Genomic DNA, 26,444 nt, shown 5'->3' on the forward strand with positions numbered 1-26,444 from the left:
CATGCAACTGCAGCCCGCGAGATCAACGGGCCAGCGGCGCTACAGTCGCCGGCGTGAGTGACTTGATCGAGTGGTTGCTCGACTCCGATCCAGCCCTGCGGTGGCAGGTCGAGCGGGACCTTGCGGGTGCGCCCCAACAGGTCTGGGAGGCGACAAGGGCTCGGGTTGCGAGGGAGGGGTTTGGGGCACGGCTCGTCAAAGCGCAAGGCGACGACGGCATGTGGGCCGGTGGGGCCTTCTTCCCGCGCGGGTACGACGGGAAGGAGGAGGGGCAGCCTTGGACAGCTACCACCTGGGCGTTGAACGACCTGCGGGAGTGGGGGCTTGACGCTGCGGTCCTTCGAGGGACCGTGGAGTTGTTGGCCGAGCACTGTCGGTGGGAGTACGACGAGCTGACCTATTGGGGTGGCGAGGTCGACTGCTGTATCAACTCGTGGACGTTGGCCAACGGGGTGTGGCTGCAGGCGGATGTCGAGGGCATCGCCGAGTGGTTTGTGCGGCACCAGCTCGCGGACGGTGGGTGGAACTGCGAGTGGGTTGAGGGGGCTACGAGGTCGTCGTTTCACTCGACGCTCAACTCGCTGAAGGGGCTGCTGGCTTATGAACGGGCGTGTGGCGGGTCGGCGGCGATCACGGCTGCACGTGCCGCGGGCGAGGAGTACCTGCTGACGCGGCACCTGTTCAGGCGGCTGTCGACGGGGGCGCCGGTGGCCGGGTGGGTTGCGGAGTTCCGGTCGCCGTTCCGGTGGGGGGTACAGCGTGTTGAACGCGGCTGAGTACTTCCGGCTCGCGAACGTCAGGGATCCGCGGATGGTTGAGGCGATGGAGATGATCCGTGCGGCCGGCGAAGGTGGGGTTTGGGTGCAGGAGGGGCGGCATCCTGGGCGGGTTTGGTTTGAGGTTGACGTGGCGGCGGGGGAGCCGTCCAAGTGGTTGACGCTGTTCGGGATGCGGACACTCAAGTGGTGGGACCGCTAGATCCAGCCTCGGGCTCGGGCGAAGCGGGCGGCCTCGTGGCGGTTTGAGGCGCCGGTTTTGCCTACCGCTGAGGAGAGGTAGTTGCGGACTGTGCCTGGGGAGAGGGAGGCGCGGCGGGCTATTTCGTCGATCGGGGCGCCTTCTGCGGCCAGTTCCAGGACGTCGGCTTCGCGTGGGGTTAGGGGGCTGTCGCCAGCGCTGATGGCTTCTGCGGCCAGGGCTGGGTCCACGTAGCGGCCGCCGGTGTGGACTGTACGGACGACTGTGGCCAGGACGTCGGACGAGACCGTTTTCGGGAGGAAGCCTCGGACGCCGGCGGCCAGTGCTCGTTTGAGGTGGCCTGGGCGGCCGTGGCTGGTGACGATCATGGTTGAGCAGGTGGGGAGTTCTGCGGCCAGGGCTCGGGCTACGGAGACGCCGTCCAGGTCTGGCATTTGCAGGTCGATCACGGCTACGTCTGGGCGGACTACTCGGGCTGTCGCCAGGGCTTCGGCGCCGGTGGCTGCTTGGGCTACCACTTCTAGGTCGTCTTCTAGCGATAGCAACGCTGCCATTGCTCCGCGGATCAGGTGTTCGTCGTCGGCCAGGAGGATGCGGATCACGGGAGCTCCACGGTCAGCACGAAGCGGTTCGGGGGTTCGGGCGTTGCGGTTACCGAACCGCCTAAGGCCGCTACACGTTCGTGCAGGCCCGTTAGGCCGCTGCCGAAGCGGAAGCCGGACGGGGGAGCGCCGTCGTTGGACATGGTGAGTACCTTGCCGCGCAACGTGATCGTGCACGAGCTGGCCTCGCTGTGGCGTAGCACGTTGGTCACGCCTTCGCGGACTGCCCAGCCCAGGGCGCCGGCCTGGTCGCCCTCTACGCCCACCTCGCCGATCACGCGGCAGTCGATGCCTGCGGAGTCCAGCAGGGAGCGGGCGCCTGCCAGTTCTACGGAGAGGTCGGCGGTGCGGTAGCCCGAGACGACGGCGCGGAGTTCGTCCAGGGAGTCTTGGGCGATTTGGCGGACTTCCAGCATTTCGTCGATTGCGTTCGGGCGGCCGCGGCGCGCTAGTTGGGCGGCCAGGTCGGCTTTCAGGGCCACCACGGAGAGGTTGCGGCCCACCACGTCGTGCAGGTCGCGGGCGAAGCGGAGGCGTTCTTCCGCCACGGCCAGGTTCGCGCGGACCTCTCGGGAGCGGTCCAGTTCCCAGACGACGCCCACCATCCAGAGCGTGGTGCGGAAGCCGAAAGCCAGGATGTGCAGCAGGAGGATGAACGGCACCGCTCGGTCCAGTGGGGCGGTCAGGAGCAGGTACACGCTGGCGACGGCGATCGCCAGGAGCAGGCTGCGGGGCGTTAGCACCGCGGACAGCGCCATGAAGGTCAGTGCCAGGAGGAACAACGTGATGCCGTCCGCGGGGCCGTCGGGCTGGCCTGGCGACGCCGACGGGAACGCGAGTCTGCCGGCTGCCAAGAGCGCGCAGGAGACCAGCACGTAGGTGACCAGCAGGCGGCGGGGGAACGGGACCTTGCCGAGGTGGTGCTCGATGCCGAAGTGGACTAGCGGGACGCTCAGTGCGATGTGCAGGAGCGCCGCCGCGGAGAGCGCTAGCAGGGCGCCCGCGCTGATCTCGTCGGTCAGGCTGAGCACCATCAGCGGTGGCAGCGTCACGTAGTTCAGGTAGAACGTGGCCCGCACGAACAGGTCGAACCGCGCCGCGCTGCTGCGTGACCGCCACCAGCCGAGCAAGCTCACCTCCGGGGATCCCAGCGGAACCAACGTCGTACAGCGTAGGTGCCCAGGGCGATCCACACCGCCAGGACGATCAACGGCCGCAGCACCGGGCCGCCTTCCCAGCCGGCTCGCAGCAGGTCGAGCACCGGGGTCAACGGCAGCAGGCGCAGCACCGCCGCCACGGTCTCGGGCAGATAGGACAGCGGGATCATCAGGCCGGAGCCGAGCACGCACGCCATGAGCACCGGCAACGACGTCACCTGCGCCATCTCGACGGTGCGGGTGAACGCCGAGGACGCCGCCGCCAGCAGCACGAACACGGCGACTCCGCCGACCACTCCCAGTACCAGGAACCATGGCCTCGTCGGCAGCTGGACGCCGGTCATCAGGCCGACGATCACCGCGAACAGGACCATCTGCCCCAACGCCACCACGATGGACGGCAGCGAGGCGCCCAGCAGGATCTCCGGATCGGTCAGCTCGCCGACGCGAAGCCGTTTCAGCACCAGCTCCTCGCGCCGCGCCACGAAGGTGGTCACGAGGTTGTAGTAGACCGCCATCAGCAGCACGAACCCCATCAGGCCGACCACGATCGGCACGCCGTCGGCGTCGGACGACATCAGCAACGGCACCACCAGCAACGGCAGCGCGAACGAGTTGAACAGCGCGGTCCGGTTGCGCCAGAACAACTTCAGCTCAGCCTGCCCGACAGCCACTGCCCTCATGCCGCCTCCTCCGCGATCGCCAGGAACGCCTCCTCGAGTGACGCCGACCTGGCGTCCAAACCGGACAGTTCCACCTCGTTGACATGAGCCCACGCAAGAAGCTCGTGCAGGGTCTCCTGCAGGTTGTTGGTGCGCACGGTCGCACGGCCGTCGGCACCGAAGTCCGCGACGACGGGCAGCGAGACGTCGCGCGGCACGAAGAACGAAACGCGAGACGGATACGCGTCCACCACCGAGGAAACCGTTCCCTGCGCGACGATCCGGCCGCGGTGCATGATCGCCAACCGGTCGGCCAACGCCTGCGCTTCCTCCAGGTAGTGCGTCGTCAGCAGCACGGTCACGCCCTCGCGCAGCAGGGTCCGAATCAGTTCCCACGTGTTGCGGCGGCTTTCTGGATCGAGTCCGGTCGTGGGCTCGTCCAGGAAGAGCACCTCGGGCTTGCCCAGCAGTGCCAGTGCCAGGTCGAGCCGCCGCCGCTCGCCGCCGGAAAGTTGTTTCACCCGCACGGAAGCCCGATGCGCCAGGTCAACAAGAGATAACGCCTCCGCGACGGGGCGCGATTGAGACAGCGTGCCCGCCCACATCTTTGTGGCCTCGGTCACAGTCAGGTCGGGCGGGAAGCCGCCTTCCTGCAGCATCACGCCGATCCGGGGCCGGACCAGGGAACGCTCGCGGAGCGGATCGTGCCCCAGCACGGAAACAGACCCCGACGCAGGACGTGAGAGCCCTTCCACCACCTCCACCGTCGAGGTCTTCCCCGCACCGTTCGTGCCCAGCAACGCGAACATCTCGCCACGCTCGACCTCAAATGAGACGCCCCGAACCGCCTCGAACCCCCCGTGGTAGCGCCGGGTCAGGTCCTTCACCTCGATCGCTGTCATAGGTCCACGATCTCGGCAAACACCCGGTTCCGGCAGTGCGGCGGCACACCAGTTCGCCATGACAGATGTCATGCCGGCTACCTGAGGGGTTTCCCCGCGTCCACTCGCGACGGTCGCGCTCTCACCTAATCTCGAGCCAGTGGCCGACCCGGTCCAGCTTGCCGCCGCCCGAGCCGGGGCGCGGCCACCACCGGGATCCGGCGGGCGGCAGGGGCCCGCCGGATCTCGTCCAGCCGAGGGGAGTCGTCACGTGCAGGAAGAACTGCGCGGACGCCACGGGGAGCTCGCCGCGTTGCGGGCCGCGTTCGAGGCCGCTGCCTCACGCGGACGTCTCGCGGTGGTACGCGGTGAGCCAGGAAGCGGACGGTCGGAACTGCTGCGTCACGCCGCGGCGACGTGGCGCGCGGAGGGCGTCGCCGTCGTCACTCACCGGCCGCGCTCGCGGGCCGTCGTGCTGATCGACGACGCCGACCGGCTCCCTGACCCGGTGCTCACCGCGACCGCCATGAGAATGCCCGGCTGCCTGGTCGTCGCGGTCTGCGCGGACCACGCCGAACTGGCCGAGGCCGCGGACGTCGTCATCGACCTGCCAACGTTGTCACCGGACGTCGTGACCGCGATGATCACCGAACGGAACCCGCTCGACGTCAGCGTCGTCGAGGCGCTCCGCACCGCGCTCGGTCCGCTGTATGGCAACCCCGGCACCGTCCTCGCGACGCTCAGCGGGACCAGCCTGACCTGGGTCGGCGACAGGATGTTCCTGGCCGGCGACAAGATCAGCCTGCCGAAGCACCACCCGCTGCTGGACCACGTCCGCGGCCTCGCCCACCGGGTCGCGCTGCTCTGCGTCGTGCGCCAGGGCATCGAGGTCAGCGATCTCCGACTGCTCCACGACGACCTGGCCGACTGCGGCCGCGCCCTCGACGAACTCGTCGAAAACGGCGTCATCAACGACGACCTCAAGGTCCTCTGCCCGGCTCTGGCCACCGCGATCATCGACCAGAGCGGCCAGGACGAGGTCCGCCGGATGCACGTCGCGCTCGCGGTCGACACCGCCGACCCGGACCTGGTCGCGCTGGCCGGCCCAGACCTGCCCGACGCGCCGCGGAAAGCGCGCTGGCTCGCGGACCGCGCCGTCGAGATCGAGGCCACCGATCCGGAACGCGCCGGTCGCTGGCTCGCCGCCGCGGTCAGGATGACCGCCGAGCCGAGCGGAAGGCTCTTCCTCACCGCGCTGGCCGTGCTCGTCAGCACCGGCCAGGACGAGCTGATGCGCACGGTGCTGAGCGAACAGACCAGAGAAGACCCGAACACCGACGCCGCCGCCATGCTGTTGCTACTCAACGGTGAAGAGCCGCAGATCAAAGGCGGCCCCGCGGTAGCACTCGCACGGTGGTGGCTGGGCGAACGTCCCGACTGGACGCCACTGCCGATGAACACGCACGACGACGAAGTGGTCATCACCAACGCCGAGCTGAACGCGATCTACCACGCGTTGCGCTTCGACGCCCAAGCCTGCCGCACCGCACTGAGGTACGTCCGTGATGACCAAGCACGCGAACGCTTCGACGAGCTGACCGAAGCCGGCACGGCCGGTGACGTCGCCACGGTGCTGGAACTCGTGCTCGGCCCGCGCTACCGCACACCGGACCACGGCCCGTTGAAGTTCTTCCAGCGAGTGGTCCGCGAATACGCGAAAGCCGACTGGACGGCCGCGCTCCAAGCGGTGCGGCAGCTCGAACTCACCAAACGCCCGATGCCCGCCCACCACCTAGGCCGCGTGTTCGCGGCCGCCATCCACTCCGCCCGCGGCGAGCACCGCCAGGCCTTCGCGTGGCTCGCCAAGGTCAGCCGCGCCACGAGGTACGCCCCGATCAGGGCCATGGTCGAGTGCGGCCTGCTGCACCGCGCCGGCGACTCACAGAGCGCGGTCAACCTGGCCTGGCGCACGCTGCGCAGGGCCAGGCAGGCGGGCGTCCGGCCCGGCATCGGCCGGCTGATGCTGCAGGCACTGCAGATCGCGTTGCGCAGCAACGACACGACCATCGCCCGCGCGCTGATGACCGAGATCAGCGAACTGCACCGGCAGGACGACTGCCGCTGCACGTTGCAGATCCTGTTGCTGGCCAAGGGTTTGATGTACCACGACCCGGCGGAGGCGGCCCGCGGCGCGGACGTCGTCCGGCGCCGGGGACACCGGCCGGACCTGCTGTGGGCGTGCGCCATCCTCGCCCAGTTCTGCGACGATCCGCAGCCCGTCGTGCGGGAGCTGCACGCCATCGCGAAGGAGGGCGGAGCGTCGTTCCTGTTGCCCGCCAGGGTTTCCGCGCTGATGCGCCGGTTCGGGGTAACGGCACCGCGCGCCTCCGCGACGCCGGGCGAGCTCACCGGGACGGAGCTTCGCATCGTGGAGCTCGTGCGCGCCGGCCAGACGAACCGCCAGATCGCCGCCGAGCTCGAGGTCAGCGAGAAGGCCGTCGAGCACCACCTCACCCGCCTGTTCCTGCGCACCGGCGTCCGGTCGCGCGTGGAGCTGGCGGCCGCGAGCCTGGCGGGCAGGCTCGACGACCGAGGAGCCACCGGATGACCGGAACGCTGAGTCACACCGATCCGCGCGGCTCGAAGAACCTGATCGCCAGAGACGACGCACACACAAGCGTGGTGTGGCCACTGTTGTCGGGGGCCACGCGGCTGGTGCTGGTCACCGGACCCGCGGGCATCGGCCGCACCGCTTTGCTCGACGACGTGCGGGACACGCTCGAACAGCAGCGTGTGCGCACAGCAGACGTGCCACTGCTGCGCGCCGACCGCAACCGCCCCCAGGTTGTGGTCGCCCGTGTCCGAGAGGAGCTGGCCCGCTGGTCACGGCCACCCGTGCTGTTCCTCGACGATCTGCACCGCCTCAACACCGACGTGCTGCGCGCACTGCTCAACGCCTTCCCGCAGTTCGCGACCTGCGTCGTCGGGAGCTACCGCACGCCCGTGCGCCTCGAACACACCGACCTCGCCGACGTGCTGAAGACCAGCCCGCTCACCGAGATCGTGCCGCTGGCGCCGCTGAACCGGGCCGAGGTCAGCCACATGTTCACCTCAGTGCTGAACGTCTCAGCCGACCCCGAGCTGGTGCGCCGGCTGCACCAGGACAGCCGCGGCGTGCCGGGGCTGATCGACCTCGCGGTCGACGGTTACCTGCGGGGTGGCGCGATGAGGATCATCGACCGCACCGCGTACCTGGTGGACGAACCGCGCGGCACCAGCCATCGGCACCCTGCGGTGGAACGGATCCGGCTGCTCGGCGAGGCGGCGTGGCAGTCCGCGAAGGCGATGGCGATCCTGCATCCCCTCGGACCGGCCGCTGAACAACTGCTGGGGGACACCCGCGCGTTGCCGGAACTCGAAGCCGAAGGTGTGCTGGTGCGGCACGAGGACGGCTGGCGGTTCCGCGCGCCGGTGCTGGCCAACGCGCTCGCGGCCAGCCTCGGCCCGTACGAGCGCCACGACCTCGGATGGCGCGCCGTGAGCGCGATCTGGGAGGGCAGGGCGTTCTGCGCGAACCCCGGCTACCTGCCGGACCGGCTGATCGACGCGGGCGGGTTCGCCGACGCGGGGAAGGCGGCTACCCAGCTCCTCGCCGCCGGACGGGCCGCCGTGCTGCACGACCCGGCCGCCCGGCGCTGGCTGCGCGCGGCCGCCGACCGGGCCGCGAGCCAGGAGCAACGGGCGGAAGCCCTGTTCATGCACGCCGTCGCCTGCGCCTGCCACAACGACTTCATCTCCGCGATGGCCAGCGTGGACGCGGCGCTGGAGCTCCCGGACGACTTCACCGCCGATCAGTTGCAGGAGCTGTACCTGATCCGGCTGGTGGGCATGTGCGCGGCGGGGGACAGGGGAGCGCTGCGCAAGGTCGCCGACGGCAGCTGGCGTTCGTTGCCGGGCGGCACCGCCGCGCGGTTCATCGGCCGTGCGGTCGCGATGTGCTACACGGACCGTTGGGACGAGGCGGCGACGTTGCTCGCGAGCACGCGCGGCATGTGGCGGCTGGGCAACGCCGCCTCGGTCACGTTCGGCGAGCTGTTCGGGATGAGCGCGGCGCTGATGACCGGGCGGATGGCCGAGTTCGAACGGGTCGCCAGCGACCCTTCCTTGTGCCCGCTCTACGCGGTCGACCGGCACCGGCCGGCACTGCAGTCGGCGATGGCCCGGTGCCTGTTGCTGATGGGCGAGTCGAAGCGGGCCGCACGAATGCTCGCGGACCAGGCGACGGCGGTGGCCGATCGCGCATTGCTCGAGGTCGCCGACGGACGCTGGGACGCCGCGCTCGGCAACGCGCGCAAGGCGCTGGCCACCGGATCGACGCTCGGTCAGGTCGCGGCACACACGGCGCTGGGACGCGACCTCGCCACGATGCTCGTCACACGGGCGAAGCTGACCCGTGCGCGCGAGGTGATCGCCGACGCGCGCGCCGGGCAGAACGTGTTGCAGCACGTGCTGGACGTGCCGGAATCCGACCTCGAGCTCGTGCTCGGCGCACGGGACAAGTCACGGCGGGTGCTGCTGCGGGGCCTGGCGTACGCCGCCCAGCACGCGATCGTGATCGCCACCGACGAGCTGGAGATGCGCCTGGCGGTGATGTCGCTGGACGACGGCGACCGTGAGGACGCCGAGGCCAGGGTGGAACGGCTGGCCGACATCGCCGCGACGATGGACACCGGCCGCGCGCACCGCAACCACCTGCTCGCCCGTGCCGTGACCTGGTACGACCGGGCGGCGGCCGCGGAGGTGCGCAGGCTGGTGGCCGAACGTGGCCAGCCGCACGAGACGGCGCTGACGCTGACCGCGCTGGCCTCCCACGGACTCGGTGACGCGCAGACCCTGCGCGATGCCTATGAGCTGTTCGGGACGCTGGACGCGTTGCTGCCCAGGGCTTTGCTCCGGCACCTGATGCGCGAGCGCGGCGTCGCGGTACCCGGCCGTGCCGTGACGACGGCCGAGCAGGAACGACTGCTCGCCTCGCTGGTCGCGGAAGGTCTCACCAACCGCGAGCTCGCCGGCGTCCTGCGCACGACGGAGAAGAGCGTGGAGGCGAAGCTGACGCGGCTGTTCCAGCGCACCGGTTACCGGTCGAGGGTGGAGCTGGCGACGGCGATGCTCACGGGTGAGTACCACTGACGAGGGCGTCCACCACCACGGACGCTGGTTCTGACAGGTTCAGCCACGCCACGACGACCCGGCGTCTCTCTTGTGAACCGCCACGCACCCGAAGCATCTGCACGCCAGAAGGAACCGACCCGCTCAACGACTCGGGCACCGTCGTGATGCCCGCACCGGACGCCACGAGCTGAAGCTTCGCCATCCAGTCACGAGCCATGTGGGCGACCGCCTGCCGTTCGTCCAGCCCCGGCCACACGCCGAGGCCCGGCGGCGGGCTCGCGATCCACGCCCAGCCGCGCAGATCCGCGACATCGACGAAGTCCTTGTGTGCCAACGGATGCGTCAACGGTACGGCCAGCAGCAGCTCGCGTTCGTCCAGCACCTTGGTCCGCAGGGCCGGCGTCTCGGCATCCAACGCTCGGAACGGCGGTGCCGACTCCAGCACGGCGAGGTCAACGGTCCGAGCGCGCAACGCACGTACCAGCGACGCGGTAGTGCCCTCGCGCGTGGTCACCGTCAACGCCGGATGACTGCGCCGCAACGCGGCGAGCGCGCCGGGGACCAGCGTGCCGCCCGCGCTCGTGAACCACCCGAGGCGCACGGTGCCCGCCGTGGCCGGCAGCCCGGACAGCTCCCGGCTCGCCGCATCCAGCTGCGCGAGCACAAGACCCGCGTGCCGTAGCAGCACGTGCCCGGTGTCGGTGAGCTGCACGCCGTCGCGCTGCCGGTCGAGCAACGGCGCGCGCACGACCCGTTCCAGCGCCGCGATCTGCCGGGACACCGCGGATTGCGGGTAGCCCAGCGCCTCCGCGGCCGAGCTGAGCGTGCCGCGCTCGGCCACCTCCTGGAACACCCGCAGAGCCACCAGCGGAACCGCCGTGAGATCCATGACCCACATGAATACCGGATCGAGTTGCGCGCGTTAGATTAAGATCGTAATCTTACGGCCGTGCCAAGACACGCGGATCCCGTCGAGCGCCGCCAGCAGGTGGTCGCCGCCCTCTACCGGGTGGTCGACGCCGAGGGGCTCGACGCGGCGAGCCTGCCCAGGATCGCCAGGGAGCTGAACGCCACCACGGGCCTGCTGCAGAAGTACTTCCGCAGCAAGGACGAGCTGCTGCTGTTCGCGCAGGACCAGCTCGTGGAGGAGCTCACCGCGCGAGTGCGGGAGGTCCTGGGGCAAGAGGGGAGCCTCCAGGACCGCCTGCATCAGGCGTTGTGCGCCATCGCGCTCGTCGACGACGCGGCGCGCGCACGGGTGTGGCTCGCGTTCGCTGCCCGTGCGGCGGCGAATCCCGTGCTGCTCAAACGGCACGTCGAGGGTGCACGGGAGATCAGGGAACTGTGCCGGCACGTGCTGGAGGCGGCGGGGCGTGACGGCGGGGAGGCCGTCGGACTCGCCGCCCTGGTCGACGGGGTGACGGCACAACGCGCCCTGGAGCCGGACGTGATGACAGCCGAGGTGGCGAAACAGGTGATCGCCGGCCATCTCGCCATGATTTGGGGGAACGAATGACACTGGGACTGGTCGCGGCGCTCGCCGGACTGGCGTTGCTGGACTCGACGAGCATCGGGACGCTGTTCATCCCGATCTGGCTGATGCTCACGCCGGGCCGCCTGAAACTCGGCAGGTTCGGCGTCTACCTCGGCACGATCACGGTCTTCTACTTCGTCGTCGGCGTGCTGATCGTGCTCGGGGCCTCGCAGGTGATCGACCATCTCGACACCAAGATCGCGCTGTGGATCCAGCTGGTGATCGGCGTGATCCTGTTCGCCGTGAGTTTCCGGTTCGACAGCAAGAAGAAGACCGACACCGGCAAGTGGCAGGACCGGATCAACGCCAACGGGTCGGTCGCAACGCTGGCGGGCCTCGCCGTGCTCGCGGGGGTCGTCGAGCTCGCGACGATGCTGCCGTATCTCGGTGCGATCGGCATGATGAGCGCCGCCGACCTCGACCCCGGTCAGATCGGGTTGCTGCTCGCCGGGTACTGCCTGGTCATGATCGTGCCGGCGGTGCTGCTGCTCGGCGGGCGGCTCGCGGTGCGGAGCAGGATCGAGCCGTTCCTCAACCGGGTCAGCACCTGGTTCGCGGAGAAGGGCGCGAGCACCACCGGCTGGATCCTCGGCATCGCCGGGTTCCTGGTGGCACGCGACGCCGTCGTGCGCCTGTTCTTCGTGTGAACCACTTCGTCCGGTTGGCTGAACGACCAGGTTTCGTTATCCCCCTACACTCGCGAGGATGACTCAGCTGGACGATCCGCGCAGATCGGTCCCGCGTGAGCTCGCCCCGCTGCTCAGAATGGAAGTCGCGCCGCTTTCGGTCGACATCTTCGAGGCGATCGAGAAATCGATTCCGGAATACAGCCTATTCCGGGACAACGTTGTCGACGGAATCCGGCAGGCTCTGGTCAAGTTCGTCGACCGGATCGCCGCGCCGGATTCCACGCCGGATCCGCACGACGACATCCACCGCAAGCTCGGCTCGTGGGAGTTCCGGTCCGGCCGCAGCCTCGACAGCCTCCAGGCGGCCTACCGGATCGGTGCCAGGGTCGCCTGGCGGCACGTGTGCGCGTTCGCCGAACGGCGGGAGCTGTCGCTGCACCTGATGTCCGTGCTGGGCGAGGCGATGATCGCCCACGTCGACGAGCTGGTGAGCCTGTCGGTCGAGGGTTACGCGGCCGCACAGGCCAGCGCGGCGGGCACGCTGGAACGCAAGCGGCGCAAGCTGATGGAGCTGCTGGTCGGCGATCCCGCCGGCAACTGGCAGGTCGTGTCGGACGCGGCCGACGCGGCGGTCTGGCCGATGCCGGACCGGCTGTGCGCCGTCGCCCTGGAGCCGTCGAAAGCACCAGCGGACGACCTGCCGCCGGACGTGCTGGTGAACTTCGAGGACGCCACGCCGTACCTGCTGGTGCCGAACCCGGTGGCGGTGTCGCGCTGGCTGCGCAGGGCGTTGCCCGGCTGGCGTGCCGCGGTCGGGCTGTCCGTGGCCCCCGCCGAGGCCCGCAAGTCGCTGGCCAGCGCCCGCCGCGTGCTCACGCTGGTGCGCGAGGGCGTGCTGCCCGACCGGCCGGTCCTCGACTGCGCCGATCATCTGGTCGAACTGACGATGCTCGCGGACGAGTTCCTGGCCCGGCAGCTGGCCGAACGGGCGCTGGCGCCGCTGGCCGGGCTGACCGACCGTCAGCGCACGAAGCTCGCCGAGACGTTGCTCGTGTGGCTGTCCGCCCGCGGCGGGGCGCCCGAGGTCGCCGCCCGGCTGCAGGTGCATCCGCAGACCGTGCGCTACCGGGTGAACCAATTGGACGAACTGTTCGGCGACCGAATGCACGACGCCGAGGAGCGCTTCACCCTCGAACTGGCCCTGCGCGCGCACTATTTATTGGATCGCGACTGATAAATCACTCCGCGTCAATTCGTACGCGGGTGATAAAAGCGCGGTTTCCCTTGCTTTGCGGAATCCGGTCTCGCTACTTTACTCGCGAGTAAAGCAAAACCACCTTCTTGCAGTTCAATGTCGTACTCAGGAGGTCCCTGCACATGAAGACCGGAGTTCTCGCACGCGCCGCTGCCTGCGTTCTGCTCGCCGGAACGATGAGCGTGGCGACGGCCGGCACCAGCTCGGCCGCGACCGCCGAGCTGAACATCACCTACTCCTGCACGTTCACGCTGATCGGAGCTCAGGACCAGCCGTCGAAGGTCACGTCGCCGAACCTGCCGGACTCCGCGACCGTCGGCGTGCCGACCGCGGTGGCCGACACGACCGTCACCACCACCGTGTCGGAGACGGCCGCGAACGTCCTGAACTGGCTCGGCGCCACCACGGTCGAGGGCACGATGACCACCAAGGTGCCCGTGGACAACGCGGGAACGGTGCAGCAGCTCACGTCGAACCTGACCATCCCGGTCACGCCGGTGGCCCCGAGCGGCACGTTCGACGTGACCGCCGCGGGCACGCTGCCGTCGATGACGCTGGCCAACGCCGGCACGACGTCGATCTCGCTGGGCGCCGCGGAGCTGACGCTCACGCCGCGCCGTTCGGACGGCACCGAGACGTTCCTGGGCACCTTCAAGGTTCCTTGCTCGGTCAAGCCCGGTCAGAACACGAAGCTCTACGAGTTCCAGGTCCTCGGCGCCTGAAAGTACGGCCCAGTCCCATGATGGGATGGCGGCCATGGAGCTCCAGGAGCTGGTGGACCGCATCGCCGAGCAAGTCACGCCAGGAGGCGCAGTAGCCGACTACATCCCGGCTCTCGCCAGGATCGACCCGCACGCCTTCGGCCTCGCCGTCGCCACACTGGACGGCGAGGTCCACGGCGCGCGGGAGTACCGCACACCGTTCTCGATCCAGAGCATCTCCAAAGCGTTCACCCTGGCTCTGGCCCTCGCCGAGAACGACGACGTCTGGAGCCGCGTCGGCCGTGAGCCGTCCGGGTCGCGGTTCAACTCGCTGGTCCAGCTGGAGACCGAGCAGGGCATCCCGCGCAACCCGTTCATCAACGCCGGCGCGCTCGTCGTCACCGACCACCTGGGGCTCGGCGCCTCCGACCGGCTCCTCGACTTCCTGCGCCAGGAGAGCGGCAACGAGCGGATCGCGATCGACCGCGAGGTCGTCAAGTCCGAACTGGACCACAGCGACCGCAACCGCGCGCTGGCCCACTTCATGGCCTCCTACGGCAACATCCACAACTCCGTGGACGTGGTGCTGCACGAGTACGTCCGCCAGTGCTCGATCGCGATGAGCTGCGCGGATCTTGCTCGCGCGACGCTGTTCCTCGCCCGCCACGGCGTCCGCAACGACGGCACGCGCCTGCTCGGCGTGAGCGGCGCGAAGCGGGTCAACGCCGTGATGCTCACCTGCGGCACCTACGACGCCGCCGGCCAGTTCGCCTACCGGGTCGGCCTGCCCGGCAAGAGCGGCGTCGGCGGCGGGATCATCGCCGTCGTCCCCGGAAAGTGCGCGATCTGCGTGTGGAGTCCAGCCTTGGACGCACGCGGCAACTCCGTGGCGGGTGTCGACGCGCTCGACAGATTCACCACTCTCACGGGGTGGTCTGTCTTCTGACTGGTGGTAGGAAGACTGGGTGAGCACATTGGGGAACGCGTTGACGCTGGCAGAGGACGAGGCGGTCACGCTGGTCAGCGAGCTGATCAGGATCGACACCACGAACACGGGTGATCCCGCGACGGTGGTGGGGGAGCGCGAGGCCGCCGAGTGGGTGGCGGAGAAGCTGTCCGAGGTCGGCTACGAGACCACGTACGTCGAGTCGGGTGCCAAAGGCCGCGGCAACGTCATCGCACGCTTGGCAGGCTCGGATCCGTCGCGGGGCGCGCTGCTCGTGCACGGCCACCTCGACGTGGTGCCCGCCGACGCTTCGGAGTGGTCGGTGCACCCGTTCTCGGGCGCGGTGCAGGACGGGTACGTGTGGGGACGCGGCGCGGTCGACATGAAGGACATGGTCGGCATGACGCTCGCGCTGGCCAGGCACTTCAAGCGCAACAACATCGTGCCGCCGCGCGACATCGTCTTCGCGTTCGTCGCGGACGAGGAGGCCGGCGGTCTCTTCGGCGCGAAGTGGCTGGTCGAGAACCGGCCGGAGCTGTTCGAGGGCGTCACCGAGTCGATCGGCGAGGTCGGCGGCTTCTCGATCACGCTCAAGGACGACGTCCGCGCGTACCTGATCGAGACCGCCGAGAAGGGCATCCGCTGGCTCACGCTGCGGGTCAAGGGCACCGCCGGACACGGCAGCATGATCCACCACGACAACGCGGTCGCGAAGCTCGCCGCCGCCGTCACCAAGCTCGACCAGCACAAGTGGCCGATGATCATCCGGCCGAGCGTGCGGGAGTTCCTGGACGGCGTCAGCGAGATCACCGGCCTCGACTTCCCGGACGACGACATCGAGGGCTCGATCGGCAAGCTCGGTGCCCTCTCCCGCATGATCGGCGCCACGATCCGCGACACCGCGAACCCGACGATGCTCTCGGCCGGGTACAAGGCGAACGTCATCCCGTCGAGCGCCGAGGCCACCGTCGACTGCCGCATCCTGCCCGGCCGCGAGGAGGCGTTCGACCGCGAGCTCGCGGAGCTCCTCGGCCCGGACGTCGAACGCGAGTGGGTCGGCCTGCCCCCGGTGGAGACGACGTTCGACGGCGCCCTGGTGGACGCGATGACCGCGTCGATCATCGCCGAGGACCCCGGTTCCCGAGTGCTGCCGTACATGCTCTCCGGCGGCACGGATGCCAAGTCGTTCCAGCGGCTCGGCATCCGCAACTTCGGCTTCTCACCGCTGAAGCTGCCGCCGGACCTCGACTTCTCCGGCCTCTTCCACGGCGTGGACGAGCGCGTGCCGGTGGACGCGCTCAAGTTCGGCGTCCGCGTTCTGGACCGTTTCCTGCGCAACAGCTGAGGAGAAAGTCGTGTCCACTGTGGACTTGACCGGTCAGGTCGCGTTGGTCACCGGCGGCGCGGGCGGCATCGGATCCGCCGTCGCCCGCCGGCTCACGAAGCTCGGCGCCCGCGTGGCGGTGCTCGACCTCGACGCCGCCGGTGCGCAGCGGATCGCCTCGGAAGTCGGCGGGATCGCCATCGCCGGCGACGTGACCGATCCCGAGACCATGCCGGCAGTGGTGGCACAGGTGGAGAAGGAGCTCGGCCGGCTCGACGTCGTGCACCTCAACGCCGGTATCGGCGGCGGGCAGGCGGGGATCGACGACGCGTTGAACGTCGACCGGTACCGCAAGCTCGTCGGGGTCAACGTCGACCACGTGGTCTACGGGCTGTGCGCGGCCGTCCCGGCGTTGCGGCGCCAGGGCGGCGGCAAGATCGTGATCACCGCCTCGCTGGCGGGCATCGCGGCGATGCCGGCGGATCCGCTGTACACGCTGACCAAGCACGCCGTGGTCGGGTACGCGCGGGCGGCGGGCAAGGCGGTGGCCAAGGACAACATCACGGTCACCGCGCTGTGTCCCGGCTTCGTGGACACCCTGCTGCTGGGCGGGGCGAAGGAGGAGTTCGCGGCGGCCGGGTTCCCGTTGCTCACGCCCGACGACATCGCGGAGGCGCTGCAGACGGTGCTCGGCGAGGGTGCGCCGGGAGAAGCCTGGATCATGCAGCCGGGCGGGCAGGCATCGGTGTACCAGTTCCGCGGTGTGCCCGGCGCCGGCGGCAAGGTGCCACCCGATGTGGTGCTGGGCAGCCATTAGTGCGTGTCCTTTCGCCGTGCCGTCTCGTTAGGACAATGAGACGGCACGGCGAAAGGAAACCCATGGTGCGGCTGGAGGACGGGACCGAGCTCCACGTGGTGCGGGCGGGCAATCCCGACGCGGACATCACGATCGTGCTGGCGCACGGCTACGCGCTCGACCACCGCAGCTGGCACAAGGTCGTCGAGCAGCTCGCGCAGGACTTCCAGGTCATCTCCTACGACCACCGCGGGCACGGCCGGTCGGCGAGTGCCACCAAGGAGACCGCCACGATCGAACAGCTCGGCGAGGACCTGGGGGAGCTGATCGAACGAGCCGTGCCGAGCGGCAGCGTCGTGATCGCCGGGCACTCGATGGGCGGTATGGCGGCGCTGGCGATGGCCGAGCGCAGGCCGCGGCTCTTCCGGCAACGGGTACTGGGCAACGTGTTCGTGTCCACGGCGGCGAGCGGGATGTCCGAGACGTCGCTGGCGTGGCCCAAGGCGGTCGGGAAGCTCGTGCGGGAACTGGAGCGGGCGTTCGGGCCGATCGTGCGGGCGGTGCGGGAGAAGATCGAGCCGACGAAGACCGCCGGGCTGCGGTGGTGGCTCTTCGGTGACCAGCCCGATCCCGCGGACGTGGAGCTGACGGCGGACATGGTGTGGGGGCACTGGCCGGAGACGGTCGCGTTGTTCCGGCCCGCCGTCGACCGCTACGACCGGGAGGCGGGGCTGACCGTGGCCAAGGAGAAGGCCGTGGTCGCGGTGGTGGGCGACGAAGATCGCCTGGTGCCCGAGTCGGACGCGGTGAAGTTCGGCGGAACCTCGGTCGTCCTGGCCGACGCCGGACATATGCTGCCCCTGGAACGACCGGCCGAGCTCGCGAACCTGATCCGCGAGGTGGCCAAGACGTAGCTTGGGGGAGCGCGTGCAGTACCTCGAACCGCGGACGGACGTGCCCGCGAAGGACGACTGGTCGACCGGCCTGATCATCCAGGACCTGCGCTGGGGTGCCCGCACGCTCGGTGGCATCGCGCTCGTGACCGGTGCCGCCGCGGCGGCGTGCCTCTTCCTGCCGATGACGCCCGGCAACGTGGGTGCGCTGGTCGTGCTGTGCCTGGTCACGCTGACGTTCGCGCTGTCACCGTTGATCTACCGGGTGGAGACCCGTCCTCGCCGGCGCGGCCTGCTCGACCAGCCGTGGCGGCGCCTCCCGGCCACGGTCGCGGAACACGAGGACAACGACAGCACGACGGACCGGCTGCTGCTCGACGGGCTGGTGCTGAAGGGCTGGTTCTACGACCTGCCGGACATGGTGCTGGAGCGGCAGGAGGTCTTCGTCTGCGGCCCGGACGCGAAGGGCAGGGCCGTGGTCCGTGCCGCCGGGTTCGCCAAGTGGCACAACGCGAAGGCTTGCACAGGGGAGTATTCGGCCAGGGAACGAGTCGAGCGCCCGCTCATGCGCCCGTTGGACGACGAGGCGGTGCTGCGCGCCCACAAGGGTCTGCGCTGGGGTGTCAAGGCGTGGCTGTGGTCCGCCGTGCCCGCCGGCCTCGGGGGAGTGCTGATCCTGCTCAGCCTCTTCCCGCTCGCACCGACAGGTCTGCTCGTCGGCGGACTGCTGCTGGTCCCGGCACTGCTCGGCATCCCGGCGACGATCGAGATCGGTCGCTGGTACCGCGACGCGGTCGCCGCCGTCGAGAACTCGTGGCAGTGGACGCCGGTGCCGATCACGCTGTTCCCGTGGCGGCCCAACCAGCACGTCGCCGGGCTCGCGCAGCTGCCGGGCGGGCTCGCGCTGGTCCAGTTCGTCATCTCGAACCTGGACGTGATCGCGAACATCGCCGACACCGGCGTCATGTGGGTCGCCGGCACCCACGGGGACGTGATCGCGGTGGGTGTGCCGAGGGTGCCCGTGCTGACGTTCGCCGCGGTGCAAAAGGATCGGGACACCCCGAAGGAAGACCCGATCCCGTGGATCCAGCGGCTACATCAGCCCGATTTCAGCGGTCTGCCGCGGTAGCCCGCCGCCGGCCGGGTGGCCTGCCGAAGAGCCGCACGTGCTCCTCGATCAGCCACTCCTTCAACGGCGCCCACTCCGGGTGGTGGTTGAGCACCAGGAGGCGGTGCATCCACCAGTTCGGATCGTCGTGGCGGGGGAACGCGGCGAGCCACGCGGCCCGCTGCTCCGCCGACAGGCCCCACAGGTGCGCGAGCTGACCCTGCGCGTCCGTGTCGAGCTGGGCGGTCACCCGCCCGCCTTCTGTGTGCCACTCGGCACGCAACTCACGCAGCACGGCGAGGGCCTGCGCGTCGCCTTCCTCGGCGGTGACGACCACGGTGTGCAGGCCCTGCGCCGCGGCCTCGGCGAGGAGGGCGCGGGCGGACGTTTCGTCGTGCGGCAGTGCGCTGTGCGCAACCCCGACTTCATGCGGCACGAGCTCCATGACAGAGAATCTGATCATATCTGCAACCATTCCGGTGCATTTTATTGCTTCAGTGTTGACTGAAGACTCACCTTCACCCGGTTGCCCGCCTCAGTTGAACAAAGGTTGTTGTACGACACCGGCGCATCGACACCACACAACGTTTTCGCACTACAAATGGGGTCGAGAGAGGAACGGTGAGGATGTTGTTCAGCAGAGAGGCCTCGGGTCGACACCGGGGAAGTAGTGCTCCCAGCGTTGAGTGGACAGGCGCGCCGTCGTAATCCTGCAGACGCGGGAGGCGGTCGCCTCCACGTCGATGTCCCAGACGCGCACGGTCCGGTCGGCGCCGGTGGTCGCCAGGCTGCGGCTGTCCGGTCCGAAGTCGACGCCCCAGACCCGGTCCGCGTGGCCGCTCAGCACAGCGTGCTCGACCGGGTTGCGAGGGTCGCGGACGTCCCAGATCCGCACCACGTCGTCGGTCGTGCCGGCGGCGATCAACGTGCCGTCGGGGGAGAAGGTGAGGCGCTGCAACGGCGCGCCGCTGTTCGGCAGGCTGCTGAGCCTGCGCGGCTGAGCCGGGTCGCTGATGTCGTAGACCACGGCGGTCCCGTCCATGTTCGAGAACGCCATGATGTTGCCGTGCATCACGACCCCCAGGACCTCCGAGCGGCCTGACTGGCCGCCGCGCTGGATGGGGCGGGAGTTGTCGTCGGTGCGCAACGCGGGATAGGCGCGCGGCTTGGTGGGATCGGCGACGTCCCACAGCTGGAGCTCACGGCCGCCGCTCGCGATGGCGAGCGTGCTGTCGTCGTCCTTGAACGCGATCTGCTGGATCGTCTCGGCGGAGGGGATGGTGAACTGGCCGATCTTCGTCGGCACGGCCGGGTCGGCGACGTTCCAGAGCTGGATGATGCCGGTGTGCTCGGCGAGGGCGAGCAGCCTGCCGTCGTGGCTGAAGGTGCTGGCGGCGGTCCAGTCGGCCTGGGTCGGCACCGGTGCGAGCTGGCGGGGTTTGGTGATGTCGCTGACGTCCCAGAGCGCGTTCTCGCCCTGTCCTGGGGTCGCCCCGAACCTGCCCCCGAAGATGATGTCGCGCTGGGGGTGGACGGCGACGGTGACCGCCTCGCGCCCCGGTGCCTCCGGGGGGATGCTGGCCACCTCCTGGGCGTGCAGGTCCTCCGGCTTCCAGAGCCGCAGGGTGCCGTCGGAGGACACCGTGGCGAAGAACCGGCCGCGCGGGTCGTACCTCACCTCCCACACCGTCCACGAGTGGTGGCCGTAGGTGAGGTTGGCGAGGTCGAGCACGCGGATGTTCGTGTCGGTGCTGGTGGTGGCCAGGTGCTTGGAGTCGGGGCTGAAGGTCAGCGACCACAGGGTGTCGGTGTGACCGAACAGCTGGGCGGCGAGCCGGACTTTCGCGGGGTCGGTGACGTCCCACAGCCGGGTGCTCTTGTCACCGCCCGCGGTCGCGAGGAACCGCCCGTCGGGGGAGAAGGCCAAGGTGTGCACGGAGAAGACGTGGCCGGTGGCCGTGCCGATCTGGTTCGGCTGACGCGGGTTGGTGACGTCCCAGAGCCGGACCTCGCCGTTGTCGTAACCGGTGGCCATGACGCGGCCGTCGGGGGAGAAGCCGACGGAGTCGGAGGAGAAGTCGCCGTTGTTGGGATCGACGGTGCTGAGGTGCTCGCCGGTGGCGAGGTCCCAGAGCTTGGCGGAGCCGTCCCAGGACGCGGTGGCGACGGTGGTGCCCGCGGGGTTCAGGGCGAGGCCGTGGACGTTGTCGTCGTGGGCCTGGATCGTGCGGACGAGGGTCGCGGGGGAGGCGGAGAGGTCCCACATCCGGACCGTCTTGTCGTCGCCGCTGCTGATGAGGGTGCGGCCGTCCGTCGTCAGCGCGATGGCCTGGACCTGGCCGATGTGGCCGCTGAGCTTGGCCTTCTCCGCCGGTTTGCGGGGATCGGCGACGTCGTAGAGGCGGACGATGCCGTCCCAGTTCGCGGTGACCAGCGTTTTGCCGTCGGTGCTGAACACCATGTGGTGGGTGGCGTCGTCACCCGCGGGGACGCGGCCGAGCTCGGCGGGGTGGTGGGGGTCGGCGAAGTCCCACAGGATCACGACCTTGTCGTCGCCTGCCGTGGCCATGACCTTGCCGTCCGGCCGGAACAACGCGTACGAGGTGGCGTCGGTGTGGCCCTTGACGAGGGTGACCTGGGGAGCGGCGAACGTGCTGAGCAGCGCGTCGCGGGCGGCCGGGAGACCGGTGAGGCGGTAGGCGGCGAGGCGGAGCTGGGAGGCGAGGCCGGGGTCGCTGTCCTGCAGTCCGTTGGCCTCTGCGATGGCCTTCTGTGCGAGGGCGAGGACCTGCTGTTCGTCGGTCTGACGCTGCGCGCGCACGGCGAACACGGTCGCGGTGGTGGCGACGAGCAGCAGCACGGCCAGGAGGGCCACCACGCGGCGCAGGTTGGTGGTGCGGCGTTTCTCGGCGGCCCGTTCGTGTTCGGCGGCGGCGGTGCTGGCGTCGAGGAACGCCTGCTCCTGGGGGTTGAGGGCGCCGGGCTCGCGCTGGGCCCAGTCGGTGGACTGTTCGAGCGGCACGCCGCGGTAGAGCGAGCCGGGGTCGCGGTGGTGCGCTTCCCAGTCCGCGGCCGCGGCGGTGAGCCTGCGGTGCACGCGCAGGTCGTCGCGTGCCTCGGCGAGCCAGTCGCGCAGCCGGGGCCAGCTGCGGATGACGGCCTCGTGGCTGATCTCGACGCCGTCGTCGTCGACGGTGAGGATGCGGGCGTTCGCCAGGTGTTCGACGACGTCGTCGGCCGCGAGTTCGGAGCGCTGGACGCGGCGTTTGGTGTCCTCGGTGCCTTCGCCGGGGTTGACCAGCCGCAGGAACACCTGGCGGGCCTTGGCCTGCTCGGGCTCGCCGAGGCCGGTGTAGGCGTTCTCGGCGGTGTTCGCGACGGCGCGGGCGATGCCGCCGCTCTCGTGGTAGCTGGTGAGGGTGAGGGTGTTGCCGCGCTTGCGTTGCCACGTTTCGAGCAGCGCGTGGCTGACGTGGGGCAGGACGCCCGGTTCGCCGGTGGCGTCCGCGATGAGCCGGGCGACCAGACCGGTCTCGAGCGCGCAGCCGACCTCGACGGCGGGCTGCGTGATGGCCTTGCGCAGCTCGTCGGTGGTCATCGGGCCGACCACGACCTGGGCGTCCTCGAGCGCGGTGACCAGGGCGGGGTAGCGGGCGACGTGGCCGTAGAAGTCGGCGCGCAGGCCGATGACGGTCTGGCCCTCGCGGCCGGTGAGGTCGTCGATGAACCGGTCGCGGTCCGGCAGCGCGAAGATCTCCTCGAACTGGTCGACGACCAGCAGTCCGCCGGTCTGGGGGACGTCGGTGTGCGTGCCGGGGGTGATCAGCTCGCCGTCCTTGCGCGCCAGCAGCCCGGCCCGCAGCAGCGAGGACTTGCCTGACCCTGACGCACCGATGACCAGCACCGTGTCGTGGTGCTCGAGCTTGCCCAGCAGCTTGCCGACGAGCCGCTCACGCCCGAAGAAGCGGTCGGCGTCCTGCTCGGTGAACGCCTTGAGGCCCACGTAGGGGGAGTCGCCGGCCGGTAGCTCCGTGTCGGTCTCGCTGATCTCGCGCCAGCGCTGTTCCCACTGCTCCTCGTCGCCGCCGCAGGCCCGGACGAACGCGAGGGTGACGGCGAGGCTCGGCAGCCGCTGGCCGCGGGCGGCGTCGGCGAGGGTGCTGGCGGAGTAGTGGCTGAGTTTGCCGAGGTCGCGGTAGCCGGGGGAGCCGGCCTTCTCGCGGAGCTTGCGGAGGTCGAAGGCGAATTGTTCGACAGGCCCGGCGAAGGGGTCGAGCGGTCGTTCCGGGCGAGGCATGACGAAGATTGTTCCATCCGTCTTCGGCTCGTCACTCTCTATAGCTTCAGTGTTGAATGAAGTAAATCATCACCCGATGCTCGTCCTCACCTGGCAGGAAAAGCGTCTCGAACGCCACGAGGAAGGGGCCCCAGAGTTCGGTCCCGTGCGCCGGTGGCAGGGCCGCGGCGGCGTTGTAGCGGTCGGTGAAGGTGGCGCCGGCGGTGATGGAGAGCTCGAACGCGAGCACGGTGGCGGCGTGGTCTCCGAGGTCCGCGGCCGCGCGGAGCCCGGCGGCGCGGTCGTTCGCGATCTGCTCCCAGTCCGGGTGGTAGGCCTTGGCCTCGGGGCTGAACGCGAAGCGGACGAGGTTGGGTTCGTCGTCCATGAGCGGTCCCGCGATCTCGCGGAACCCGGTGGTGCACGCGAGGACGTCGCCCGCGGGGGAGAGGACGCACGCGGGAGTCGGTTCGAGCGCGTCCAGGACGGCCGTGACGGTCGGTCGCAGCCGCGACGGCGGTGGTGCGCCACAAGTGCTGTCCGCCTTGATGAGGCGGTACAGGTGCACGCGCTCGTCCGGGCTGAGGTCCAGTGCGTCGGCGAGGGAGGCGAGGACCTGGCCGGAGGGGGAGCGGTCGGTGCCGCGTTCGAGGCGGGTGAGGTACTCGACGCTGATGCCCGCGCGGTCGGCGAGCTCACCGCGGCGCAGGCCGGGGGTGCGGCGGCGGTGGGTGTCCGGTGGTGTGGTGGCTTCGCGGCGGGCGCGCAGGAACCGGCCCAGGGCGTTGTCGGCCATGATCGGCGAGTCTAGAGGGGCCCTGAGCGGGACTCCCTTCGTCGCGCGGTCCCGGGTGATGCTGTGGATCATGCGATACCGACTGTTCGGCCGGACCGGCCTGCGCGTCTCCGAGTTGCTGCTGGGCACCATGACGTTGCGCTCGGAGGAGACCGCGCGGCGCGTGCTCGACGTGTACGCCGACGCGGGCGGGAACTTCGTCGACACGGCGTCGGCGTACGGGGAGAGCGAGGAGGTCCTGGGTGCGGTGCTGCGCGGGCGGGACCGGTTCGTGGTGGCGACGAAGTACACGTTGACCAGGGACGCCGCTGATCCGAACGCGGGCGGCAACCATCGCAAGAACCTGGTGCTGTCGCTGGAGCAGAGCCTGCGGCGGCTGCGCACGGACTACGTGGACGTGTTGTGGGTGCATCTGTGGGATCGCCACACGCCGGCGGAGGAGACGATGCGGGCGCTGGACGACGTGGTGCGGGCGGGGAAGGTGCTCTACGTCGGGGTGTCGGACGCGCCGGCGTGGTTCGTGGCGCGGGCGAACACGCTGGCGGAGTGGCGGGACTGGACGCCGTTCTCGGGGTTGCAGGTGCCGTACAACCTGCTGCAGCGCGATGTCGAGCGGGAGCTGTTGCCGATGGCGGACGCGCTGGGGCTGAGCGTGGCGGCGTGGGCGCCGCTGGCCGCGGGGAAGTTGTCCGGTGGCACGCAGCGGTTCGATCAGCTGACCGAGCGGGAGGGGAGCGTGGCGTCGGCGGTGCGGGCGGTGGCGGAGGAGCTGGGCTCGACTCCGGCGCAGGTAGCGCTGGCGTGGGTGCGGCGTGATGGGGTGTTGCCGCTGGTGGGGGCGCGCACGCCGGAGCAGCTGAGCGACTGCCTGGGCGCGCTGGATCTTGTTCTGCCGCCGGAATCGGTCGCACGCCTGGAGGCGGCGGCCCCGTTCGAGCGGGGCTTTCCGGCGGACTTCATCGCGGAGTGCGAGGCGAGCCCGTTCGCGTTCGGTTCCGGCGTGGTTATGTGATCAGGCCTGGCAGCAACGCGGGCTGGACTTTGCGGCGGAGCCAGACTTTGCGGGAGCCGTCGCCGAAGAGCAGCGTGCGGGACAGTTCCCAGCCCGCGAACTCGGCTTGGATGGCCAACTGCGTGGTCGCGGTGCGGCGGGAGACACCGGGCGGCAGACGCAGCGGCCGGTACTCCCAGTCCCCGTCGATCACCCCTTCGTTCATGGTGAGATCACCTGTATCCCTCCGTTGTCGCCGGACGTGACCGTGACCCGTCCGGATTCCTGGTCGACGCTGACCGTGTTCGGCTGACGCACGGTGGAGAACCGGTGCTTCTCGGTGGGTTCTCCAGCGGCGACGTTGAGTCCTACGACCTCGTTGCGCTCGGTGAGGGTGATCCACGCGATGTCGCGCTTGGCGTCGTAGGCGATGCCGTACGGCGTGCCGGGCATGGGGAAGCGCTGGCGCATGATCAGCGGGTTGATCGAGAACGCGATGAACTCCCCGCCGCGCGTGTCGACGACGAGCAGGCGGCCGAAGCGGTCGGGGACGCCGTTGGTGGCGCCGTCGCCCGCACGCAGGCCGGGGCCGCGGACCTCGGCGCCCTTGTCGTCTGTGGTCATCTCGAACACCGCGCTGCGCAGCCGGTCGAGCTGGACGTTGCGGCCGTTGACCTGGAACTTCAGCGTGGTGTCGCCCTCGGTGAAGCTTCCGCCCGGCGTGATGTCGCCGGGCGGGGTGCCGTTCTGGGCGGGGGAGTGGGCGGGTTTGGCCGCCTCGAGCGTCTCGGCGACCTGCAGCGGATCCTGTGACCCCTCGCTCTGGCCGCACGCTGCCAGCGTGGCGGTGGTCAAGATCAGAGCTACGAGCCGGCGCAAGATCGGTTCCCTTCCCGAGGTACTGGCCCTCCAGCATCCCTGACAGGCGGTCATAGGTCACGTAAGGGGTGGTGTGAAACCCCGTTCGGACGCCTCGATGCAGTTATCTTTATTGCTTCAGTGCAGGCTAAAACTAAGGTTTGTCGAGTCGTACTACCCGGCCCGAGCTCAAGTCGTACGAAGCCGCAACGAGACCGAGGGCGCCTCGGCTGATGGCGGATCGGATGATCACGCTTCGTTCTTGCAGGATCGCGGCGGTGCGGAGGGCCTGTTCGGCGACGCACGCGGCGAGGAAGGAGCGTTCGTCGGCGTGCGGAGCGGTGGCGCGGACGGCGGGTTCGATGGTGCGGACCAGTGTGCTGATGTCGCCGGTGACGTGGCCTTTTCCGCGTACTACGTCGATGGTGGCGCTGACGGCGCCGCAGCTGGCGTGGCCGAGCACGACGACGAGCGGTACGTGGAGGTGTTCGACGGCGTACTCGATGCTGCCGATGACGCTGGAGTCGAGGACCTCGCCGGCGGCGCGGATGGTGAAGATGTCGCCGAGGCCGTCGTCGAAGACGATCTCGGGTGGGACGCGGGAGTCGGCGCAGCCGAGCACGCAGGCGAAGGGGTGCTGGCCGTCGACGAGCGTTTCGCGCCAGTGGCCGGTGGCGTGGGGGTGGATCTGGCGGCCTTCGACGAACCGGGCGTTGCCTTCGAGGAGGCGGTTCCAGGCGTCGTCGGCCGCGCGGGGGTGGGCGCTGGCGGCGGGTGCGCTGACCAGGGCGGTTGCGGAGAGGCCGACGAATGCGCGGCGTGTTAATTCGGGCACGGCGCGCAAGGTAGACCTACTCCGTTCGGCCTAATGTCTCGGGGTGGTCA

24 protein-coding genes are annotated in these 26,444 nt (G+C 69.8%); 13 read left to right on the forward strand and 11 right to left on the reverse strand.

Annotated features, from left to right (window positions below):
- Positions 1-53: 53 nt before the first annotated feature.
- Positions 54-776, forward strand: a complete 723-nt coding sequence (locus ACIA8G_RS06320; RefSeq protein ID WP_396417187.1) for a hypothetical protein — start codon at positions 54-56, stop codon at positions 774-776.
- 198 nt (positions 777-974) lie between these two features.
- On the opposite strand, the gene ACIA8G_RS06325 is transcribed toward ACIA8G_RS06320, so the two are convergent.
- The 4 genes from ACIA8G_RS06325 to ACIA8G_RS06340 are packed head-to-tail and all read right to left on the reverse strand — an operon-like array spanning position 975 to position 4,301.
- Complete coding sequence (locus tag ACIA8G_RS06325) at positions 975-1,580, reverse strand: response regulator (protein ID WP_396417188.1); 606 nt, start codon at positions 1,578-1,580, stop codon at positions 975-977.
- Entirely contained in the window at positions 1,577-2,716 is a 1,140-nt protein-coding gene (locus ACIA8G_RS06330; protein ID WP_396417189.1) for a histidine kinase, read from the reverse strand. The genes ACIA8G_RS06325 and ACIA8G_RS06330 overlap by 4 nt, the downstream gene beginning before the upstream one ends.
- Complete coding sequence (locus tag ACIA8G_RS06335) at positions 2,713-3,420, reverse strand: ABC transporter permease (RefSeq protein WP_396417190.1); 708 nt, start codon at positions 3,418-3,420, stop codon at positions 2,713-2,715. The genes ACIA8G_RS06330 and ACIA8G_RS06335 overlap by 4 nt, the downstream gene beginning before the upstream one ends.
- On the reverse strand, positions 3,417-4,301 hold the full coding sequence (locus tag ACIA8G_RS06340; protein WP_396417191.1) for an ABC transporter ATP-binding protein: 885 nt from the start codon (positions 4,299-4,301) through the stop codon (positions 3,417-3,419). The genes ACIA8G_RS06335 and ACIA8G_RS06340 overlap by 4 nt, the downstream gene beginning before the upstream one ends.
- Positions 4,302-4,551: 250 nt before the next feature.
- On the opposite strand from ACIA8G_RS06340, the gene ACIA8G_RS06345 reads away from it, so the two are divergent.
- Complete coding sequence (locus tag ACIA8G_RS06345; RefSeq protein WP_396417192.1) at positions 4,552-6,888, forward strand: LuxR C-terminal-related transcriptional regulator; 2,337 nt, start codon at positions 4,552-4,554, stop codon at positions 6,886-6,888.
- Positions 6,885-9,470 (forward strand): hypothetical protein, encoded by a 2,586-nt coding sequence (locus tag ACIA8G_RS06350; RefSeq protein WP_396417193.1) that lies wholly within the window; start codon positions 6,885-6,887, stop codon positions 9,468-9,470. The genes ACIA8G_RS06345 and ACIA8G_RS06350 overlap by 4 nt, the downstream gene beginning before the upstream one ends.
- Here the strand turns inward: ACIA8G_RS06350 and ACIA8G_RS06355 are convergent.
- Complete coding sequence (locus ACIA8G_RS06355) at positions 9,451-10,341, reverse strand: LysR family transcriptional regulator (protein WP_396417194.1); 891 nt, start codon at positions 10,339-10,341, stop codon at positions 9,451-9,453. The genes ACIA8G_RS06350 and ACIA8G_RS06355 overlap by 20 nt on opposite strands.
- 60 nt (positions 10,342-10,401) lie before the next feature.
- Between ACIA8G_RS06355 and ACIA8G_RS06360 the strand changes: the two genes are divergently transcribed.
- The 9 genes from ACIA8G_RS06360 to ACIA8G_RS06400 all read left to right on the forward strand — a co-directional run bounded on the left by ACIA8G_RS06360 (position 10,402) and on the right by ACIA8G_RS06400 (position 18,659).
- On the forward strand, positions 10,402-10,968 hold the full coding sequence (locus ACIA8G_RS06360) for a TetR/AcrR family transcriptional regulator (protein ID WP_396417195.1): 567 nt from the start codon (positions 10,402-10,404) through the stop codon (positions 10,966-10,968).
- Complete coding sequence (locus tag ACIA8G_RS06365) at positions 10,965-11,633, forward strand: GAP family protein (RefSeq protein ID WP_396417196.1); 669 nt, start codon at positions 10,965-10,967, stop codon at positions 11,631-11,633. Before ACIA8G_RS06360 ends, ACIA8G_RS06365 begins: the two co-directional genes overlap by 4 nt.
- Before the next feature lie 58 nt (positions 11,634-11,691).
- On the forward strand, positions 11,692-12,849 hold the full coding sequence (locus ACIA8G_RS06370) for a PucR family transcriptional regulator (protein ID WP_396417197.1): 1,158 nt from the start codon (positions 11,692-11,694) through the stop codon (positions 12,847-12,849).
- 143 nt (positions 12,850-12,992) lie between these two features.
- A complete protein-coding gene (locus ACIA8G_RS06375) occupies positions 12,993-13,592 on the forward strand; it encodes a DUF6801 domain-containing protein (RefSeq protein ID WP_396417198.1) in 600 nt (199 codons plus the stop codon).
- Positions 13,593-13,626: 34 nt separating this feature from the next.
- Complete coding sequence (locus ACIA8G_RS06380) at positions 13,627-14,517, forward strand: glutaminase (RefSeq protein ID WP_396417199.1); 891 nt, start codon at positions 13,627-13,629, stop codon at positions 14,515-14,517.
- A gap of 28 nt (positions 14,518-14,545) precedes the next feature.
- Positions 14,546-15,862, forward strand: a complete 1,317-nt coding sequence (locus ACIA8G_RS06385; RefSeq protein WP_396417326.1) for a M20/M25/M40 family metallo-hydrolase — start codon at positions 14,546-14,548, stop codon at positions 15,860-15,862.
- A 10-nt stretch (positions 15,863-15,872) separates the two neighbouring features.
- Entirely contained in the window at positions 15,873-16,658 is a 786-nt protein-coding gene (locus ACIA8G_RS06390) for an SDR family oxidoreductase (protein ID WP_396417200.1), read from the forward strand.
- Positions 16,659-16,720: 62 nt separating this feature from the next.
- The gene (locus ACIA8G_RS06395; RefSeq protein WP_396417201.1) at positions 16,721-17,551 is read left to right on the forward strand and encodes an alpha/beta fold hydrolase; all 831 of its coding nucleotides are present in this window, start codon (positions 16,721-16,723) and stop codon (positions 17,549-17,551) included.
- 13 nt (positions 17,552-17,564) lie between these two features.
- The gene (locus ACIA8G_RS06400) at positions 17,565-18,659 is read left to right on the forward strand and encodes a hypothetical protein (RefSeq protein ID WP_396417202.1); all 1,095 of its coding nucleotides are present in this window, start codon (positions 17,565-17,567) and stop codon (positions 18,657-18,659) included.
- On the opposite strand, the gene ACIA8G_RS06405 is transcribed toward ACIA8G_RS06400, so the two are convergent.
- From ACIA8G_RS06405 to ACIA8G_RS06415, 3 genes are all read right to left on the reverse strand, one after another.
- Positions 18,640-19,101: a hypothetical protein gene (locus ACIA8G_RS06405; RefSeq protein ID WP_396417203.1), complete on the reverse strand. Its 462-nt coding sequence runs from the start codon at positions 19,099-19,101 to the stop codon at positions 18,640-18,642. The two genes, ACIA8G_RS06400 and ACIA8G_RS06405, sit on opposite strands and share 20 nt — an antisense overlap.
- A 171-nt stretch (positions 19,102-19,272) precedes the next feature.
- Positions 19,273-22,935 (reverse strand): hypothetical protein, encoded by a 3,663-nt coding sequence (locus tag ACIA8G_RS06410; RefSeq protein WP_396417204.1) that lies wholly within the window; start codon positions 22,933-22,935, stop codon positions 19,273-19,275.
- A gap of 46 nt (positions 22,936-22,981) precedes the next feature.
- Positions 22,982-23,710 carry a helix-turn-helix transcriptional regulator gene (locus tag ACIA8G_RS06415; RefSeq protein WP_396417205.1) on the reverse strand — a complete coding sequence of 243 codons (729 nt, stop codon included), beginning with the start codon at positions 23,708-23,710 and terminating at the stop codon, positions 22,982-22,984.
- 70 nt (positions 23,711-23,780) lie between these two features.
- Here ACIA8G_RS06415 and ACIA8G_RS06420 point away from each other — a divergent pair, with 70 nt between their 5' ends.
- Positions 23,781-24,722 carry an aldo/keto reductase gene (locus ACIA8G_RS06420; RefSeq protein ID WP_396417206.1) on the forward strand — a complete coding sequence of 314 codons (942 nt, stop codon included), beginning with the start codon at positions 23,781-23,783 and terminating at the stop codon, positions 24,720-24,722.
- Here the strand turns inward: ACIA8G_RS06420 and ACIA8G_RS06425 are convergent.
- From ACIA8G_RS06425 to ACIA8G_RS06435, 3 genes are all read right to left on the reverse strand, one after another.
- Positions 24,715-24,927 carry a DUF5703 family protein gene (locus tag ACIA8G_RS06425; protein WP_396417207.1) on the reverse strand — a complete coding sequence of 71 codons (213 nt, stop codon included), beginning with the start codon at positions 24,925-24,927 and terminating at the stop codon, positions 24,715-24,717. The two genes, ACIA8G_RS06420 and ACIA8G_RS06425, sit on opposite strands and share 8 nt — an antisense overlap.
- Complete coding sequence (locus tag ACIA8G_RS06430; protein ID WP_396417208.1) at positions 24,924-25,580, reverse strand: YncE family protein; 657 nt, start codon at positions 25,578-25,580, stop codon at positions 24,924-24,926. Before ACIA8G_RS06430 ends, ACIA8G_RS06425 begins: the two co-directional genes overlap by 4 nt.
- A gap of 133 nt (positions 25,581-25,713) precedes the next feature.
- The gene (locus ACIA8G_RS06435) at positions 25,714-26,394 is read right to left on the reverse strand and encodes a carbonic anhydrase (protein WP_396417327.1); all 681 of its coding nucleotides are present in this window, start codon (positions 26,392-26,394) and stop codon (positions 25,714-25,716) included.
- Positions 26,395-26,444 lie beyond the last annotated feature (50 nt).

Origin of the sequence: Lentzea sp. NPDC051213, from assembly GCF_044455585.1 — a bacterium.
Lineage (GTDB): Bacteria > Actinomycetota > Actinomycetes > Mycobacteriales > Pseudonocardiaceae > Lentzea.